This window comes from Lysinibacillus sp. JK80 (assembly GCF_027557635.1).
In the GTDB taxonomy this organism is placed as follows: Bacteria; Bacillota; Bacilli; order Bacillales_A; family Planococcaceae; genus Lysinibacillus; species Lysinibacillus capsici.
Genome location: NZ_CP058997.1, coordinates 2,645,924 through 2,662,998, shown reverse-complemented (window position 1 = coordinate 2,662,998; position 17,075 = coordinate 2,645,924). Strand labels below are relative to the sequence as shown.

The 17,075-nt window shown below is 37.9% G+C and carries 14 protein-coding genes; 9 read left to right on the top strand and 5 right to left on the bottom strand.

Features of this window, described 5'->3' with window-relative positions; all coding sequences use genetic code 11:
- Positions 1–74 precede the first annotated feature (74 nt).
- From HXV90_RS13470 to HXV90_RS13455, 4 genes are all read left to right on the top strand, one after another.
- Positions 75–971: a DMT family transporter gene (locus tag HXV90_RS13470; RefSeq protein ID WP_048393305.1), complete on the top strand. Its 897-nt coding sequence runs from the start codon at positions 75–77 to the stop codon at positions 969–971.
- A 66-nt stretch (positions 972–1,037) separates the two neighbouring features.
- Entirely contained in the window at positions 1,038–2,759 is a 1,722-nt protein-coding gene (locus HXV90_RS13465) for an ABC transporter ATP-binding protein (RefSeq protein ID WP_103117367.1), read from the top strand.
- Positions 2,759–4,591: an ABC transporter ATP-binding protein gene (locus HXV90_RS13460; protein ID WP_066038238.1), complete on the top strand. Its 1,833-nt coding sequence runs from the start codon at positions 2,759–2,761 to the stop codon at positions 4,589–4,591. Before HXV90_RS13465 ends, HXV90_RS13460 begins: the two co-directional genes overlap by 1 nt.
- 346 nt (positions 4,592–4,937) lie before the next feature.
- Complete coding sequence (locus HXV90_RS13455) at positions 4,938–5,807, top strand: GNAT family N-acetyltransferase (RefSeq protein ID WP_269897412.1); 870 nt, start codon at positions 4,938–4,940, stop codon at positions 5,805–5,807.
- A gap of 266 nt (positions 5,808–6,073) precedes the next feature.
- Here the strand turns inward: HXV90_RS13455 and helD are convergent, their stop codons facing one another.
- Positions 6,074–8,299 carry an RNA polymerase recycling motor HelD gene (helD, locus tag HXV90_RS13450; RefSeq protein WP_269897411.1) on the bottom strand — a complete coding sequence of 742 codons (2,226 nt, stop codon included), beginning with the start codon at positions 8,297–8,299 and terminating at the stop codon, positions 6,074–6,076.
- Between the two features lie 157 nt (positions 8,300–8,456).
- Between helD and HXV90_RS13445 the strand changes: the two genes are divergently transcribed.
- Positions 8,457–9,173: a glycerophosphodiester phosphodiesterase gene (locus tag HXV90_RS13445; protein ID WP_048393311.1), complete on the top strand. Its 717-nt coding sequence runs from the start codon at positions 8,457–8,459 to the stop codon at positions 9,171–9,173.
- Positions 9,174–9,264: 91 nt separating this feature from the next.
- Here HXV90_RS13445 and HXV90_RS13440 read toward each other — a convergent pair whose 3' ends face one another.
- A complete protein-coding gene (locus HXV90_RS13440) occupies positions 9,265–10,287 on the bottom strand; it encodes a DUF2804 domain-containing protein (protein WP_054549082.1) in 1,023 nt (340 codons plus the stop codon).
- Positions 10,288–10,469: 182 nt separating this feature from the next.
- Here HXV90_RS13440 and HXV90_RS13435 point away from each other — a divergent pair, with 182 nt between their 5' ends.
- Positions 10,470–10,964, top strand: coding sequence for an amidase domain-containing protein (locus HXV90_RS13435; protein WP_004229655.1), 495 nt, complete (start codon positions 10,470–10,472; stop codon positions 10,962–10,964).
- A gap of 97 nt (positions 10,965–11,061) precedes the next feature.
- Positions 11,062–11,634, top strand: coding sequence for a nitroreductase family protein (locus HXV90_RS13430; RefSeq protein ID WP_115674304.1), 573 nt, complete (start codon positions 11,062–11,064; stop codon positions 11,632–11,634).
- A 57-nt stretch (positions 11,635–11,691) separates the two neighbouring features.
- Here HXV90_RS13430 and HXV90_RS13425 read toward each other — a convergent pair whose 3' ends face one another.
- From HXV90_RS13425 to HXV90_RS13415, 3 genes are all read right to left on the bottom strand, one after another.
- Complete coding sequence (locus tag HXV90_RS13425; RefSeq protein ID WP_131520707.1) at positions 11,692–13,074, bottom strand: dipeptidase; 1,383 nt, start codon at positions 13,072–13,074, stop codon at positions 11,692–11,694.
- Between the two features lie 277 nt (positions 13,075–13,351).
- Complete coding sequence (locus tag HXV90_RS13420; protein WP_048393318.1) at positions 13,352–14,095, bottom strand: SDR family NAD(P)-dependent oxidoreductase; 744 nt, start codon at positions 14,093–14,095, stop codon at positions 13,352–13,354.
- 20 nt (positions 14,096–14,115) lie between these two features.
- Positions 14,116–14,871: an SDR family NAD(P)-dependent oxidoreductase gene (locus HXV90_RS13415; RefSeq protein ID WP_048393320.1), complete on the bottom strand. Its 756-nt coding sequence runs from the start codon at positions 14,869–14,871 to the stop codon at positions 14,116–14,118.
- A 192-nt stretch (positions 14,872–15,063) separates the two neighbouring features.
- Between HXV90_RS13415 and HXV90_RS13410 the strand changes: the two genes are divergently transcribed.
- A complete protein-coding gene (locus tag HXV90_RS13410; protein ID WP_269897410.1) occupies positions 15,064–16,194 on the top strand; it encodes a LuxR C-terminal-related transcriptional regulator in 1,131 nt (376 codons plus the stop codon).
- A gap of 293 nt (positions 16,195–16,487) precedes the next feature.
- The gene (locus HXV90_RS13405; protein WP_036078118.1) at positions 16,488–17,036 is read left to right on the top strand and encodes an RNA polymerase sigma factor; all 549 of its coding nucleotides are present in this window, start codon (positions 16,488–16,490) and stop codon (positions 17,034–17,036) included.
- The last annotated feature ends 39 nt before the right edge of the window (positions 17,037–17,075 follow it).

Below are 17,075 nucleotides of genomic sequence, written 5' to 3'. Positions count from 1 at the left end.
TTTCTAGTGAAATATAAGAAATGATTTGAAGAAAAGTAACAATTTTTAGTACGTATATAGGAAGCAGGATTGGTATGAAACGTTTAAAAGGAATAATATTTATCGTCTCGGGTGCTATGTTATGGGGAGCAACTGGCCCTTTAATGGAGTGGTTGCTTAATCATACACCTTTGACTGTATCCTTTATGTTAACAATCCGTTTATCGGTTGCAGGTATATTACTACTTACATATTTATTGTTAACAGGAAAAAATATTTTTGGAATTTGGCAGCACAAGCTATGGGGGAGGCAACTCATAGTTTTTGGTATTGCAGGTATGCTTGGTGTCCAATTTACATTTGTTGCTGCAATTAATGAAAGTAATGCTGTGCTTGCTACCTTACTACAGTTTTTAGCGCCAATATTTGTTGTCGCGTATGTCTCTCTTAGTTTAAAGAAATGGCCACCAAAATATCAAGTGTTAGGTATTATTGGTACCCTTATAGGGTTATTTCTGTTACTAACGAATGCATCATTTGAAAGTTTACTTATTAGTCCAAAAGCCTTGTTATGGGGAATAGGAGTAGGCTTAACATTTGCATTTTACACCTTGTATCCTGCACGCTTAATGAAGGAGTGGAGTGTGCTTTTAGTAGTGGGCTGGGGGATGCTGGTGGGTGGCTTCACTTTGGGCTTAGTAAGCCGTGTTTGGCAGCAGTCCACTCAATGGGTTGTTCTAGTAGATTTTAAAATTTTAATGTTATTAGTTGCTTTAATATTTTTTGGAACAGTAGCTTTTATATTGTTTTTAAGTAGTATGAAATACATTACGGCAGTTGAAACGAGCATTCTTTCTAGTATTGAACCATTAACAGCAATGGTGATCTCTGTTATTATTTTCGGTACTTCTTTAGGTTTTTGGCAATTAATAGGAGTATTCGTTATGCTTGTTTGTGTAACCTGGCTTTCTATAGCAGGAGAAAAAGCATAAATATACTATAGTGTTAGTAGTTTTTAACTATCATTAAATTTTATCTACCAACAAGGGGGAAAGAATATGAAAGAAGTTTTTTCCTATGTAAAGCCATATAAATGGACAGCTATTTTTGCTTTATGTTTAATGCTTTTAGAGTTATTTGTAGAGCTTGTGCAGCCACTCATTATGGCAAAAATAATCGACGAGGGAGTAAGGGCACAAAATCAAGGAATGGTTTTGCAATGGGGGGCTGTTTTACTTGGGCTATCTTTTGTTGCCTTTCTGGCGGGCGTTATCAATTCTTATTTTTCTTCACATACAGCTCAAAGCTTTTCATATGATCTTCGAAATGCCCTGTTTGATAGGATTCAATCCTTTACGCTAGGAACCTATCAAAAATTCTCCACTGCATCGCTTATTACTCGATTAACAAATGATGTTACACAGGTACAAACGGTGCTGTTTATGAGCTTACGTATTATGCTTCGAGCGCCACTTGCTGTGATAGGAAGCATTATTATGGCTTTTGTCGTAAATCCGAAATTAGCTTTATTTTTAGTTATTGGTGCACCGATCATTTTTATTTTTCTTCTTTTTATGGTGGCAAAAGGTGTGACTTATTTTGGGCGTGTACAAAAGAGGGTCGATCGTTTAAACAGAGTTTTACAGGAGAATTTACAGGCGATACGATTAGTAAAGGCTTACTTAAGAGGGGCATATGAGGCTACACGCTTTGATGAAGTTGCATCACGGTTAAAGGTTGATACTGTGAAGGCCTTACGCATAATGGAATATATTATGCCGGTTCTTTTGTTCATTATGAATATGAGCCTGCTCGCAGTTTTATGGTTTGGTACAAAACAAATTGCTACAGGAACAACGCCACTTGGTGATATTGTGGCTATTGTGAATTATGCAATGCGTATGACAGGCTCATTTTCAATGTTCGCTTTTATTATTATCTTCTACGCACGTGCGAAGGCATCTGCAGAACGTATGGCAGAAATCCTTTCCGTTGAAAATGAGGTTGAAGATACATCTCTTTTAGAAGAAGTAGGTCATGCCACACAATATGGAGAATTAACCTTTGACCATGTTAGTTTTACTTATCCAGGAGGAGATGTTCCTGTTCTGTCAGATGTGAGCTTTCAAGTTAAGTCTGGCGAGAAACTAGCGATCATGGGGGCAACTGGTGCAGGAAAATCAACATTATTACAGCTCATTCCTCGGTTCTATGAAGTAACGCAAGGCAGAATACTTGTGGAAGGTCAGGATGTGCAACATTGGGATTTACAAGAGTTGCGGGAAGTGATTGGCTATGTCCCCCAGCAGTCATTGTTATTTACAGGAAGTATTGCAGATAATGTGCGTTGGGGAGATACACAGGCTGAAATGGATGCTGTATTACAGGCTACAATGCAGGCGCAAATTCATGCATCTGTTGAAGATTTTCCAAATGGTTATGATACCAAGGTTGGGCAAAAGGGTGTCAATTTATCTGGGGGGCAAAAACAGAGGTTATCTATAGCTAGAGCTCTTTTGAGAAAGGGACATATTTTAATGCTTGATGATAGTACTAGTGCTTTAGATGTGAAAACTGAACAGTCTTTGTGGGCGGCACTGAGTGAAGAAAAAGCAACGATGCTTGTTGTTACACAAAAAATACGTACAGCTAAAGGTGCAGATCGCATTTTACTGATTGATGCTGGAAAAGTAGTTGCTTATGGCACACATGAAGAGCTTTTAGAGACTTCCTCGCTTTATAAAAAAATAGCTATCTCTCAACAGGAGGTGGAGGATTAATGGGATTTTTCCAGAAACCTTTTGGCTATGAACCGCTTTTGACAAAAGATGATCTGAAACAGGGTGTGAAGAAAAAGAAGGGGCCACGTGCAGCTGATTGGAGAAGTACATTGCTGCGGTTATGGAAAATTGTCGACGAACAACGTGCACTGCTTATTGTGGTGCTCTTATTAGTGATGATTAGCTCCATATTAGCTTTAGTTGGTCCTTATGTAATCGGTCAAATGATTGATCACTATGTTATGCATGGCGAGCTTTCAGGCTTAGATAAAGGGATTGGCTTATTAATTGGTATTTATGTGTTATTAGCCGTTTCACTTTTCCTACAAAACTATTGGATGATTGGCATCGCCCAGCAAACGATCTATAGATTAAGGACAAGTGTATTCACTCATTTTCAAAGACTGCCAGTGGCATTCTTTGATCGTCGTCAGCATGGAGAATTGATGAGTAGAATGACGAATGATATTGAAGCTGTCAGCTCAACATTGAACAGTTCCTTTATTCAGGTATTTTCAAGTGTTCTTACGCTTGGTGGAACCGTCATTATTATGCTCAGTTTAAGCCCATTGCTGACAGTTCTGACGATGATCATTATTCCACTGATGTTTTGGGCGATGCGATGGATTACACGTCGTACAGCACCACTATTTAAAGAACAGCAGGTAGCTATTGGCGCCTTAAACGGGATGATCGAAGAAACAATTTCAGGACAGCGGATTGTGAAGGCATTTTCACAAGAGGAGCGAATGAAAGCAGAATTTCGTGAAAAAAGTTTGCGCTTAAAAAGAACTGGTTTTTGGGCACAGACATACTCAGGTTATATTCCTAAAGTTATGAACTTCTTAAATAATATGAGCTTTACCATTGTAGCAGGTGTAGGAGGAGTTCTTGCGTTATATGGACATGTATCGATAGGGGTAATTGTTATATTCACTGAATATGCACGACAATTTACACGTCCTTTAAATGATTTAGCAAACCAGTTTAATACAGTACTGTCAGCCATTGCTGGTGCAGAACGTGTATTTTCCTTGCTTGATGAACAACCAGAGGCAGAAAATGTGTCAGCACAAAAGCATCAGCTATTGGGACATGTAACGTTTAAGCAGGTGTACTTCAAATATGAACTAGAAGAAGAGGGGTACACACTAAAAAATGTAGACTTTAAAGTGGAACCTGGTCAAACGGTAGCCCTTGTTGGTGCAACTGGGGCTGGTAAAACGACAATCCTTCAACTTATTGCAAGATTTTATGACGTCTCAAAGGGAGAGGTATTATTTGATGGTATAAATGTACAGCAAATTGATCGACAATCCCTTCGTTCACAAATGGCCTTTGTCTTACAGGATCCATTTTTGTTTGAGGCTTCTGTTCGCGAGAATATCCGATATGGTAGACTGGATGCGAGTGATGCAGAGATTGAGGAAGCGGCCAAGCAAGCTAATGCACATGAATTCATTATGAAACTAAAGGATGGGTATGATACTATTCTTGCAGCGGATGGACGTGAGATTTCCCAAGGCCAAAAGCAATTACTTTCTATAGCAAGGGCACTTATTGCTGATCCGAAAATTTTACTATTGGATGAAGCGACAAGCAGTATCGATACTGTGACAGAACTGGCGATACAAGAGGCACTCGATACGTTAATGCAAGGGCGCACGAGCTTTGTGATCGCGCATCGTTTAAATACTGTCCATAATGCCGATATGGTCTTAGTGATGCAAAAAGGGGAATTAGTGGAGGCTGGACCTCAGCAAAAGCTAATCGAATCAGGTGGTCTTTATGCACAAATGCTGCATTCATCCTCACACCATCTTGAGGAATAGATGGAAAAAGAGCAATTTCATTTGAAGTTGCTCTTTTTTATTGAATTAAAATGTTATTAATTTGAATAAATGGTATAATTATTATATAACATTATTAAAATATGAAGCAGTAGATAGTTTAAAAGTAATGGGTTGTGAAAGAATAAATATCTCTATTTTAGAAAAAATAGTATATTATTTCTAGTAAATTTCAGTCATTTTACTGAATTTTTATAGTATAAATCCTTTTATTTTTCTAATATTTGAAGTAAAATTCTGATTAATAGCGGGTATTAATATATTTTGTTGCCAGCTTATTTTCATTCTTGCTACAATAGGGCAATAGTCTGTTACAGGAACGGAGTAAATGATGAATATTTCAGTGATGACAGTGTCTTTTCCATTAGATGGAGAAACATTGAAAGAAGTAAAGTTATTATGTGAAGAAGCAACAGTTCAAGATTATCGAGTATATGAAACCATTATGAATGTACCAATGGCTAGCTCTTTCGAGAATAAAGGCTTCATGGTACTAGCGTATGAGGATGAAAAGGATTTACTAGTTGGTGCTGCTAGTGCTATCGACTTAATGGGACTTCATACATATGAGTGGTCATTAGTGGTGACACCTGCATATCGACAAAAGGGTATTGGAACTGCCTTAGTTGAGGGTATACAAGTAGGGCTAAAAGAAAGAGGGGCAGAGGGGCAATTAGCTGTAGTAATTGATGGTTCCCCTTATGGGCATACATTTATTGAAAACAAAGGGTTTACCTATAGTTTTTCAGAAACGACCCTAGAAACAAAAGCAGAGCCCGTTACATTACGAAGTGATATAAATATTCAAGCCTATAACGGAGAGCAAGCTGAACTGATTACTATTTATTGTGAGGCTTTTGGAGATCTACCCGAAGAATCAGAAGAGCTTATTGCTTTTAATACATCAACAAATGGAAGAGAGCTTTGGATTGCTTACAGAGATGGTGCAGTTGTTGGCACAGTGACTACAGCTAAGGAAAATGAAATCCAGTGGGTAACTGCACTTGCTGTACATCCAAATTGTGAAGGACAAGGTATTGGGACAGCCCTTCTTTCCTTTTCAAAGGATTATGCGAGTAAGGTTGGTGCAACGTTTGTCATGCTAGATGTAGAAGTAGACAATAAAAAAGCACTTTCAGTCTATGAAAAAGCAGGCTTTATGAAAGCACAGCAAATTGATTATTATGTAAAACAATAGAAAAAAGGGTGATGAGAGGTATTTAATATCAACTCATCGCCCTTTTTTATCATAATCACCTACTATCTTCATATAATATTAATAAGCTTTAAGAAAGGAGTCGTGATCATGCGCATGCCAGCATTGCCAAAGAAGAAGTCTCCTCCGAAGGAAGCCCCTAATTCATGGTGGAAAGTTGTGAAAGCTTATTTATCCAAAGGGAAGTTTTATAAATTACCCCCAAGAAATTAATGATGCAAAGAAAAAAGTCGCCTTTTAGCGACTTTTTAATTTTCTAATAAAAATGTCTTTTTGGATGGACCGATTAAGTATAGCTCGTGCATGGCTCGTGTAAGAGCTACATAAAGTAGCTTTCGGTCAATGGGTGTATCGTAAAATGGTGTATCGTAGGCAGCTACAATGACAGCATCAAATTCAAGTCCCTTAGCTAAGTGACTTGGCACAACAAGTAACATTTCTTGATTAATAGATTCATTTTCCGTTAGTAGTTGTGAAGCAATATCATTGTCTTTTAATGCCTGTTGCATAGTAATGGCTTCTGCAGTAGTTTTGCAAATTAAAGCGATGGATCGATGGCCATTTTGACGAATAGCTTCAAAGATCTCTTTAACTTTGAAGGCATCAAATTGCTCCGCTTGAATAAAACTTGGTACGCTACCGTGACGCACAACGGGTTCTACTAAAGGTAGCTGTTCATTCATCTGTGCTAGAATTTGATTCGCGACTTCCATAATTTCAATTGTTGTTCGATAGCTTTTTTGCAAAGTGCGGAAGCTTGCACGAGGAAATAAGCTTTGGACAGGTTCCCAGGCTGTTAATGAGCGATAGCTATGGATACCTTGTGCTAAATCACCGACCATAGTAAACATATCTGTATCAAGACCTGCTTTTAAAGCAGCAAGCTGAAATAAACTGTAATCTTGGACCTCATCGATAAAGACAACACGCATCTTCCATTCATCTGCAATGCCTTTTAAACGTGCTTGTAAATAGTATAGTGCAGCTAAATCTTCGAGTGCCCATTGTTCTTTACGATGTGCCTGCAAAAATTGTTGCTGTTCAAGGTAATGCCATTCAGGGGCGAGTTCTGCTAATAATTCTGCATCGGTGAGAAGGGTACGATAGAGTGTTTTAATATTATGTTTGGGAAAGCGACGCATATAAGCTGATGCCGTTGTCTTCGTTTCTTTTTCAATGGCAGGAATTCGTTCATCACGCTCATCAATGAATTTTGTGACAACACGTCGCCGTTTTTCATCATCTCGAATTCCATTTAAGGCTTTACCCAATGCTTCATCATACTTTTTATGGAGTGTAGCTAAAACAGCCTGTTTTTTTTGACGTACATGGCTTGCTAAGACCTTTTTAATATGTTCAAGTCGCTTTTCGATAGGCATATATGAGAATTCATATAAAAACAGCTTCTTCAGGTGGGAAGCACGCATGATACAGTATTTTTCAATATAGACATCTTCGAATTGCTCTGCGATCTTTTGTTCCAGCTTTTGTACGTAGCGTTCGATGACATCACGATAGTAAAGTGAGCCTTTCATTTCAGCAATCCAGGCAGTAGGCTGACTTCCTCCAGCAACGAGCAATTCTAATTGTTCATTTGGATTTTGAAGCTTAAGCTTTAATTTAGTGGCAGAAAGAACGTAGTCTGTAAAAGTAGTTTGGCATATTTTATCGACGCCAAGCTCTGGTAAAACATCGCCTATATAATCAATAAATAACTTATTCGGTGCTAAAATCATGAGCTGCTCAGGATTAAAATGTTCACCCATTGTATAAAGGAAATAGGATATTCTGTGTAGAGCAATGGTTGTTTTTCCACTACCAGCAGCACCTTGCACAATAATTGGTTGACGAAGATGTGCTCGAATAATTTCATTTTGTTCCTTTTGAATGGTTGAAACAATTTCAGTTAGACGGACATCAGCTTTTCCAGCTAATGCTTCTTGTAGTAGTTCATCATTTGTTGTTAGATCAATATCTCGTATATCGAGTAATTCGCCATTTTCAATCTTGTATTGCCTTTTAGCAAAGAGATGTCCTTTATGAACTTCACCACGGACATCGTACTCCATGTCACCAAGACGTCCATCATAATAAACATTAGCTACGGGTGAGCGCCAGTCAACAATAATGGGCTCATGGGTTTCACGATGAAATAGTGATGTTTTCCCAATATAAAGGAATTCTTCTGGGTCACCGGTTTTTTGGAAATGGATTCTAGCGAAATAGGGCTTCTTGCGAACGGCCTCTAGACCTTCTTTTTGATTACGTGCCATTTCAAAAAATCTGGCATTTGTTAAGATATTTAAATAACTTAAACTCGAATCTAAGTAATCAAGATCGGCCATAGATTTGCGGATATTTTCTTGAGCAGACTTTAAATCTTGTTGTGATTCGTCTAATATTTGTTGCATATAGCCTTGGGTATACGCTAACCGCTCTACTTCAGCCTGAAAATCTGGATGTTGTACAGTCATTTTTTAGCACCTCCTAGGTACTTACAATTTCAAAGTAGATTATCATACTACTATATATAATATTTACCAGCAAGTGAAAGCTAAAATGTTAATTATGCTACTATTACATGGGGCTGGAAGGTTTTTCTTTGAATAATAATAGAGGAGGTTATTGAATTTGGACATATTTGCACATAGAGGTGTTTCGATAAACTATCCAGAAAATACGATGGCTGCCTTTCAAGCAGCATCAAAGCTTCCTATAGCAGGGGTAGAGCTAGACGTTCATTTAACCGCAGATAAAGAGGTAGTAGTGATTCATGATGAGACCATTGATCGTACCTCCAATGGCTCAGGCTATGTAAAAGATTTTACATTACAACAATTACGTACATTTGATTTTGGCTCGTGGTTTTCACGGGAGTTCGGAGATGAAGTAATTCCAACCTTAGGGGAAGTGTTGGAGTTATTTGCAGGTACCAATCACCGTATCAATATTGAACTGAAAACAGACATTATTGCATATGAAGGAATCGAAGCGCTCGTGCTCAAAGAAGTAGCAGCACAGCAAATGACAGAGCGGGTGATCATTTCATCTTTCAATCATGAATCATTGCAAACAATATCAAAAATAGCGCCTTATATAGAAAGTGCAGCATTGTTTGCAGAGGTGCTGGTGGATTTCCCAACTTACATTGCTCTTATACCAGCTAAGGCGTTACATGTAAGTTTGCCAACTTCCTTCCGTAAATCAGTTAAACTAGCTCTCGCTGAAGGTGCAACTGTACGTGTGTATACCGTCAATGAACAACGCGATGCTCGAAGTTTACAACAGCTCGGTGTACAGGCGATATTTACAGATGATCCAGAAAAAATATTAAGAGCCCTTAGTTAGAGCAAAAGTGGACAGTTAGGAGACAAAAGCTTCCGTGGAATCATTTGCATTTTCAAAATACCCACGGAAAGCAACGTCTTCTAGAGGGTTTTTACCATTTTGCACGATGTTCCTCAATACATCCGAGCATTTGTTGAATAACCAGTGTTTCACCATTGTCGAGTAAAATAGAACCGTCGTAATAGCCAAATAGTTGATGTACCTCTGATTTAACTAGTTTGGCATTCGTTTGGGCTATACGCTCAAAAAAGGGTGAAAAGGTTAAGGAGACCTGATTAGAAAATTTTGTTTTCACTTTCCAACGCTGCATATAATCTTCAGAATCATATTGAAATAATAAATCCTCATGTATTTTTGTCATTTTACCATCAACAAAAACAGCATTTTCAGTCATGCCTGTGCCATCTGTCCATTTACCTCCTAAATTAAGTCCGATGCGTCGTCCACGTACTCGTTGAGAGGCCATTCCCCAATTCCATAATGCTTCACGTGGCCATACACCTCGTCCATAATCCAACACAGCAAAATTCTCCTCAGCTGAGAAATTAAAACGCCGAGTACCAATTGTGACAACACCTGATGTTGGCAATATGTGATGCTTGCCTGTGAACTGAAATGTTTTGCGATTCCAAGGAATGACTACATTTAAGGTTTCGTCCGCTGGTGGGTGCTGAATGATAAGCTTTGCTCGTAAAACATCTCCGTCAAAGTTTGGTATGGAAACAGATAGATGTGTTTCATTTTGTATATATAATAAATCAATCATCATTTCACTATTTTTAAATGAAACAGATTCTAAAACCTGTGTAGGCATTTTTAGTTTACCACCAAAGGGGATTGTGATCGTTTTTTCAAAATAGCGCTGTGTTTCATATTCAAGGAAATAAACGAAGCAGACTGCTGCGTAATCTAGATGACTAATCGTAGCTGAAAACAAGATTTCATCACCGTAGACACACCAATAGTTCCATTTCTTTTTGCGCATGAGATGGCCGCTTAAATTGCTATTAATAAGTGGTTTGCGTGCAAATCCGATGGCTGCTGGATTTAAATTACCTTTTTTATCGCATAAAAGAGTTGGCTGTAAAATCTCTTTTTCAGCATGCTGCCTCACATTCAACATCCCTTCTGGTCATAAAATAAAATTGACATATCTTTAATCCTTATTGTAGCAAAAATGTTCTTGAAATTGGAAAGGAACATGCTGAATATAATGGATTTCAATAAGAATTATGAGGAAGGACCTAACTAATAGAAATGCTTAAATAGACATATGATGGCATGAGGAGGTTATGTATGGCAAAAATGTATAATAGGCAGGCTGCAGTTCAATATGCTAATTTGTGGTGGAACAGACGCAATCCTGCTTTTCCAAATTTTGATGTAGATTGCACGAACTATATATCTCAGTGTTTACTTGCAGGAGGGGCACCGATGCGAGGTGCACCAAGTAGAGAGAAAGGCTGGTGGATTCAGCAAGGGAATTGGAGCTTTAGCTGGTCTGTTGCCCATTCATTACGATGGTATTTAGAAGGATCTACAACAGGATTGAAGGGTAGACGTGTTCAATATGCAGAGGAACTAGAGCTTGGAGATGTCATTTTTTATGATTTTCAAGGGAATGGTAGAATTGACCACTCCGTTATTGTTACAAGTATTCAAAATGGTATTCCTTATGTGAATGCCCACACCTCAGATAGTATTAATCGACCTTATTTTTATGAGGATTCCACCGCCTATACGCCAAGCATGACCTACTTTTTCTATCATATAGATGACAGCTTTGCTTAGGAACAGGTAGTTTTAAAGCATACAAATATATGATAATGTGAAAGATAGAAGAGATAAACTCTAATATGTTGTCTTATGGTAGAAGGAGAATTGATATATGAGCGAACAAATTTTATCTGTTAGAGATGCAATTATTCAACGTCGTTCCATTAAAAAGTTTAATGGCCAGCCTGTAGAGCGTGAGGATTTAATGGCTATTATTGACGATGCAGTATGGGCTCCCAATCATGGTAATCGTGAGCCGTGGCGATTAGTTGTTGCCTGTGGAAAGGAATTAACAAATCTTCACCAGCTATTACGTGACTTAACAATTCCTAAATGGCAGGAGCTTTCAAGCGAAGATTTAGCGAAGCAGATGTTGAAATTTACATTACCAGGTGGCTATGCCTTTGTTATCGTTCCAGAGGATGCGCGTCAAAAAGAACGTTTAGAAGATTATGCAGCAGCAAGTACATTTATTCAAAACATGCAGTTACTGGCATGGGATAAAGGCATAGGCTCTTGCTGGAAAACACCAGGATTCCTAGATAATCCAAAATTCCGTGAAGCTTTAAAGGTACAGCCAGGTGAGCGTGTCATTGCTATGCTACAAGTTGGTTATTTTGATGAAGTGCCAAAAGGTAAAGAGCGCAAACAAGCAGCTGATATCGTTACGATTTTTGGTGAGTAATCAAATAAAAAAATCCCTTCACTTTGACAGTGAGGGGATTTTTTAATTAATCGATATTTATTTTTGTAATCCTGAAACCTCATATAAATAATCACTAAGAACACGTAAGCCTTTATCAAAGTTTTCTAAATGGAAGTGTTCATTTGGTGCATGGAAGTTTTCACTTGATAGACCGAAGCCCATTAGCACTACAGGTAATTCTAGAATTTCATCAAACGCAGCGACGATAGGGATGGATCCACCGCCACGTGTGTACGCTGTTGGTACATTATACACTTTTTCATAGGAGCGTCCAGCAGCCTGGATAAATGGATGATCGAAAGGCGTTAGGAATGGACGGCCTTTATCGAATTCAGAAATGTTGATTTCCACACCAGCAGGTTTGTGCTTTTCAACATGTGCTTTTAAAAGTGCTACAATTTCATCGGGCTCTTGATTTGGTACAAGACGGCATGTGATTTTAGCGCCAGCTTCAGCGGGCAGCACTGTTTTGATGCCTTCACCTGAGAAACCACCAAATACACCGTTAACCTCTAGGGTTGGGCGGGCCCAAGTACGTTCTAAATAAGAATACCCTTGTTCACCGAATAATTCTTTTACGCCAACTTCCTGTTTAACAGATTCTTCATCGAAGCCAAGCGCAAGATAAGCCTCACGTTCCTCTTCTGTTAATGGCAACACTTTGTCGTAGAAACCTTCAACTTGAATCGTACCATGCTCATCACGGAAGGATGCTAAAATTTCAGCTAATGCGTGAATAGCGTTTTGTACGCCACCACCATAAAGACCGGAGTGTAAATCTCCCTTAGCTCCTCGCACATCAATTTGAATGCCCGTTAAGCCCCGTAAACCATAGCATACCGCAGGCTTCCCAGGACCATAAAGACCTGTATCGGAAATTAAAATTAAATCTGCCGCTAGTTTTTCTTTATATTGTTCAACATAGGCAGGTAGATGTGGACTACCAATTTCTTCTTCACCTTCATAAATGAACTTAACATTGACAGGTAATGTCCCTGTTGTGGCAAACAATGCCTCAATCATTTTTAAGTGCATAAAGACTTGTCCTTTATCATCACTCGCACCACGAGCAAATAATTTATTGTCTCGAATTGTAGGATTAAAAGGCTCACTGTCCCATAAATTTAATGGATCAACAGGTTGAACATCATAATGACCATAAAATAAAATAGTTGGTTTACCCTCTGCATGTAGCCAGTCTGCATAAACAACAGGGTGCCCAGCTGTTTGTGTAATGGAGATATTTTCAAGATTTAGTTTTTCAAACGCACTGGCTAGCCATTCAGCTGCATGTTGAATATCCTCTTTATGCTCGGATAAAGAACTGATACTTGGAATTCGTAAAAATTCATTCAATTCATTTAAATGTGCCTCACGGTGTTCTGCAAAATAAGCATCAATTTGCTGTAAATTAGTCATTAAGAATCCCTCTTTCTAATATTTCGATAATAGAAATAGTATAGCACAATTTACTTTTAGGAATCTTAAATTGAATTGAAAGATTACACATAGCACCTACAAAATAAACCACAAGAGCTAAATAGCAATTGTGGTTGAGTCTTACTTGAGTGGATTATAAATTCGTCATTTTTCAGTGAAGGGTTCAGATACAACAGCCAGATCGCTTCGCACTTTTAACGGCTAGAATGGCATCATTAAATGCACTAGCTTTTAGGCGAGTCTATTCAAAGCCTCATTAGTGAGCAGTATAACCACCATCAACAAGAAGCGTTGTACCATTAACAAAGCTTGCGTCATCGCTTGCTAAAAAGAGAACGGCTTTAGCGATTTCTTCTGGTTTACCAAGTCGACCTTGTGGGTGAAGGGATGCTAAATATTCTTTCTTCTGAGCATCGACCTCAGCTAATAGAGGAGTGTCGATATAGCCAGGACACACCGCATTTACACGAATACCCTGTTTAGCGTAAGCAGTACATAGGTTTTGTGTTAATAATTTAACGCCACCTTTTGCAGATGAGTAGGCTGTAGGGTTTGGTAAGGCAACGAAGCTATGAATTGAACCAGCGTTAACAATGACGCCACCTGTTCCTTGGGCAAGGAATTGTTCAATAGCATATTTATCTGATAGAAATACACCTGATAAATTAATATCAATTGTTCTTTTCCATTTTTCAAAAGAAAGCTCGTGTGCTGGTGCATCGTCAGCTACGCCTGCATTTGCATACATAATATCAAGTTTACCGTATTTAGTAACGGTTTCCTTTATCATGTTTTGAATGTCCGCTTCATTTGTTACGTCTGTTTTTACGAAAAGTGTATCAAAACCATTGTTATTTAATTCTTCAGAAACGCTTTGTCCACGATCAGAAAAATCGGCAATAACGACTTTAGCGCCTTCTTCTACAAAGAGACGAACTGTGGCTTCACCGATACCACTAGCCCCACCTGTAACAATTGCTACTTTATCTTTTAGTTTCATATAAATGACCACCTTTAATGTTATTTTGCTGTTGCTCCGCCATCAATAACGAATTCTGCACCTGTTGAAAAGGAAGATTCATCAGAAGCTAAAAACAATACAGTTTGCGCTACTTCCTTTACAGAGCCTAAACGTCCTAATGGGAATAAGTTTTTGCCTAATTCATCTTTTGAGCTTCCTGTTGTTGCTGATGCATAGTCTGCCATACCTGTATCAATGTAGCCAGGATGAATGGAGTTGACACGTACGCCGTATGGAGCATACTCCATAGCAGCATCTTTTGTCATAATGCGAACAGCCCCTTTACTAGCGCCGTATAATACGTGACCAGCAGCACCTGTTAAGCCTGCAATAGAGGAAGCATTAATAACAGAACCATTATGTTGTTTAGCCATAAGTGGCATAATATGTTTCATGCCTAAGAACACACCTGTCACATTGATGGACATTAAGCGGTTCCAGTCAGAAAGCTCGATTTCTGCAAGGGGTTTTATGATATAGATACCTGCATTATTGAAAAGAATATCCACTTTCTTAAATGTTTTTATTGATTCATCTGCAACCTTTTTCCAGTCTTCTTCATTACTAACATCGTGGCGGATAAATACTGCCTCACCGCCGATAGTTTGAATATCACGGACTGTATCGTTCCCAGATTGTTCATTTATATCAGTAATAACTATTTTTGCTCCCTCTTTAGCAAATAATAGTGCAGTTTCTTTCCCGATTCCTGTACCTCCACCTGTAATAATGGCCACTTTGTTTTCTAATCTCATTTCAAGCACGCACCTTTCATTATTTCTGGTTATATGGTTGCCTTAGGATTCAAAAGTATTCGCATTGTTTAGCGATACCTTCATCTTACTCCTTTCAATTTGAAATACTATCCTATAAGATGCTGTATAATATAGTGAGTGAATATCCTCCATTTATAGGGGTATTTTTAGTGTGAAGGAGAAGAATTTCCTATGACGCATCCATTTCAATCAATTGAAGAAGTAACACTTCAAGAGTTTGTGTTGTTTATTAAAATCCATCATCAGCAAATTGAAGAGAATACAATTATTTACCTTAATCTAGAACCTTCTATAACTGGTGCAGATCGAAAAAGAACAGCAATGCTATTAGATTCATTTTTGCGTTTAATGACACATGCAAATATCGATGAATTAAATAATGATGAGAAGTATTTTTTCAACACATGGCTTCAATCACAGTTGTCCATTATTGATAGGAAGAGCTTTAATTTATTTCAATTAATATTTGAGAAATCGTTGATTACTTTTATGATTCAACAGAAGAGTAGTCGAACGAACGCCATCTTCATGTATGTATTATCGACATTTACGTTACTTGTAGAGCTTTATTATGACTGTGAGGGAGATAACCAAACTAGTAACATAGCTAGCGAAAATCAGAAAATTAGGCACTTACAATTATTAGATAGGCTTGATAAATTGCTTATTAGTTCCTCAGGTTATCAGGATTTAGCGCTGATTTTAAAAAAATGTGAAGAGTATTTTAGTTATAAAAGATGTGTATTTTACGCATATGTCCCATGGTCCAATCAATTTTATGGAGTTATTGGCGCAGAGCTGCCTAAGGTGCAAAGCATGAAAGGGGAGTTGACTGGGGAAAACACGATACTTAGTTCAAGAAAGCCCATTTATTTAAAAAATCCTAAAAATTACGTGAAAGAAGAGCATATCCAATTATTTAATTTATCCTCGATTATTTTTATTCCCATTTTGCGTCAAGAGCAATTATTTGGATGGCTAACATTTGATCAGCTAGGGGAGGAGTTTGATTGTACAAAGGAAGAATTAACACTCCTTGAGGAAGTAGGGAAGCGTTTAGGTTTATTTTTATCACGTAAGGGGGAGAAGGTAGAGAAGAATACAGAGCTTCATTTAACTGAAAGGGAATCGATGATACTTGGCCTGCTTGCCGAAGGATATGATAATAAAAAAATTGCTGGTTTATTATTTTTAAGTGAGCATACTGTCAGGGATTATGTGAGCAGTCTTATGACAAAGCTCAAAGCAAAGAATCGAACACAGGTCGTTGCCTCAGCCTTTCGTCTAGGACTGTTAAGCTAAAACACCCAATGCACTTCTATTAGGAGTGCATTTTTTGTTTCTTCAAATGCTAATTAATATTCTGACAATAAATACTATTAAAAATATAGTTTAATTAATAGGTAACTATTGTCATCAAAAGCTTTTTTGGAGGGAAAGCAGTATAGTAGTAAAACAATTTTTACGAATATTACAAGTGAAAGCGATTAAGCTTACACGATTGTAATGAAATTGAAAGCCAATGCGATAGAGTGTAATACATTATTTTGCGAGAATGTGTATAGAAGCAAGAACAAGAAGCGGAGGCATACACAATGAATGAAAAATTAGAAGGCGTATACGAGGAATACAATCGTTATATATATCATTTATGTTTAAAACTAACTCGCAATAATATAGAAGCTGAAGATTTAATGCAAGAAGTTTGGGTTAAGGTTGTACGCTATGAAGATAGCGTGGCCGAAGTAGAGCATATTAAAGCTTGGCTGACAACTATTACAATGAATACATTTAGAGATCGCTATCGTAAAAAAGTAAGACGTAGCAAATATATGATGAATCAACCTGAAACATTAGACGTGCCGATTCTAGATTTGGTTCCCAATAACGATATTTCTACAGAAGAAAAAATTGAAAAGGACATTGTAACAAAACTAGTCCAGGATAAAATGGAGCAATTAGATGCTATTTATAGAAAGACTTTATGGTATTTCTACATAGACCAATACTCACTTGCAGAAATCTCTACAATTATGAAAGTTTCCATTGGTACTGTGAAATCTCGTTTATTCCGTGCAAAGGCTCGATTAAAAGAAATGCTCATGTCAGATACAGCTATTGTGGAATCTGTGCTTCCAGCGTAATAAAGCAGATTGGTCGCACATCACAGTACTTAGACGGAA

What these genes read in the sequence shown, in the direction of transcription:
- HXV90_RS13430 (WP_115674304.1), top strand. Translation starts at nt 11,062, where the DNA reads ATGAGCGAACAAATTTTATCTGTTAGAGATGCAATTATTCAACGTCGT.
- helD (WP_269897411.1), bottom strand. Translation starts at nt 8,299, where the DNA reads ATGACTGTACAACATCCAGATTTTCAGGCTGAAGTAGAGCGGTTAGCG.
- HXV90_RS13470 (WP_048393305.1), top strand. Translation starts at nt 75, where the DNA reads ATGAAACGTTTAAAAGGAATAATATTTATCGTCTCGGGTGCTATGTTA.
- HXV90_RS13405 (WP_036078118.1), top strand. Translation starts at nt 16,488, where the DNA reads ATGAATGAAAAATTAGAAGGCGTATACGAGGAATACAATCGTTATATA.
- HXV90_RS13435 (WP_004229655.1), top strand. Translation starts at nt 10,470, where the DNA reads ATGGCAAAAATGTATAATAGGCAGGCTGCAGTTCAATATGCTAATTTG.
- HXV90_RS13465 (WP_103117367.1), top strand. Translation starts at nt 1,038, where the DNA reads ATGAAAGAAGTTTTTTCCTATGTAAAGCCATATAAATGGACAGCTATT.
- HXV90_RS13425 (WP_131520707.1), bottom strand. Translation starts at nt 13,074, where the DNA reads ATGACTAATTTACAGCAAATTGATGCTTATTTTGCAGAACACCGTGAG.
- HXV90_RS13420 (WP_048393318.1), bottom strand. Translation starts at nt 14,095, where the DNA reads ATGAAACTAAAAGATAAAGTAGCAATTGTTACAGGTGGGGCTAGTGGT.
- HXV90_RS13415 (WP_048393320.1), bottom strand. Translation starts at nt 14,871, where the DNA reads ATGAGATTAGAAAACAAAGTGGCCATTATTACAGGTGGAGGTACAGGA.
- HXV90_RS13410 (WP_269897410.1), top strand. Translation starts at nt 15,064, where the DNA reads ATGACGCATCCATTTCAATCAATTGAAGAAGTAACACTTCAAGAGTTT.
- HXV90_RS13460 (WP_066038238.1), top strand. Translation starts at nt 2,759, where the DNA reads ATGGGATTTTTCCAGAAACCTTTTGGCTATGAACCGCTTTTGACAAAA.
- HXV90_RS13455 (WP_269897412.1), top strand. Translation starts at nt 4,938, where the DNA reads ATGATGAATATTTCAGTGATGACAGTGTCTTTTCCATTAGATGGAGAA.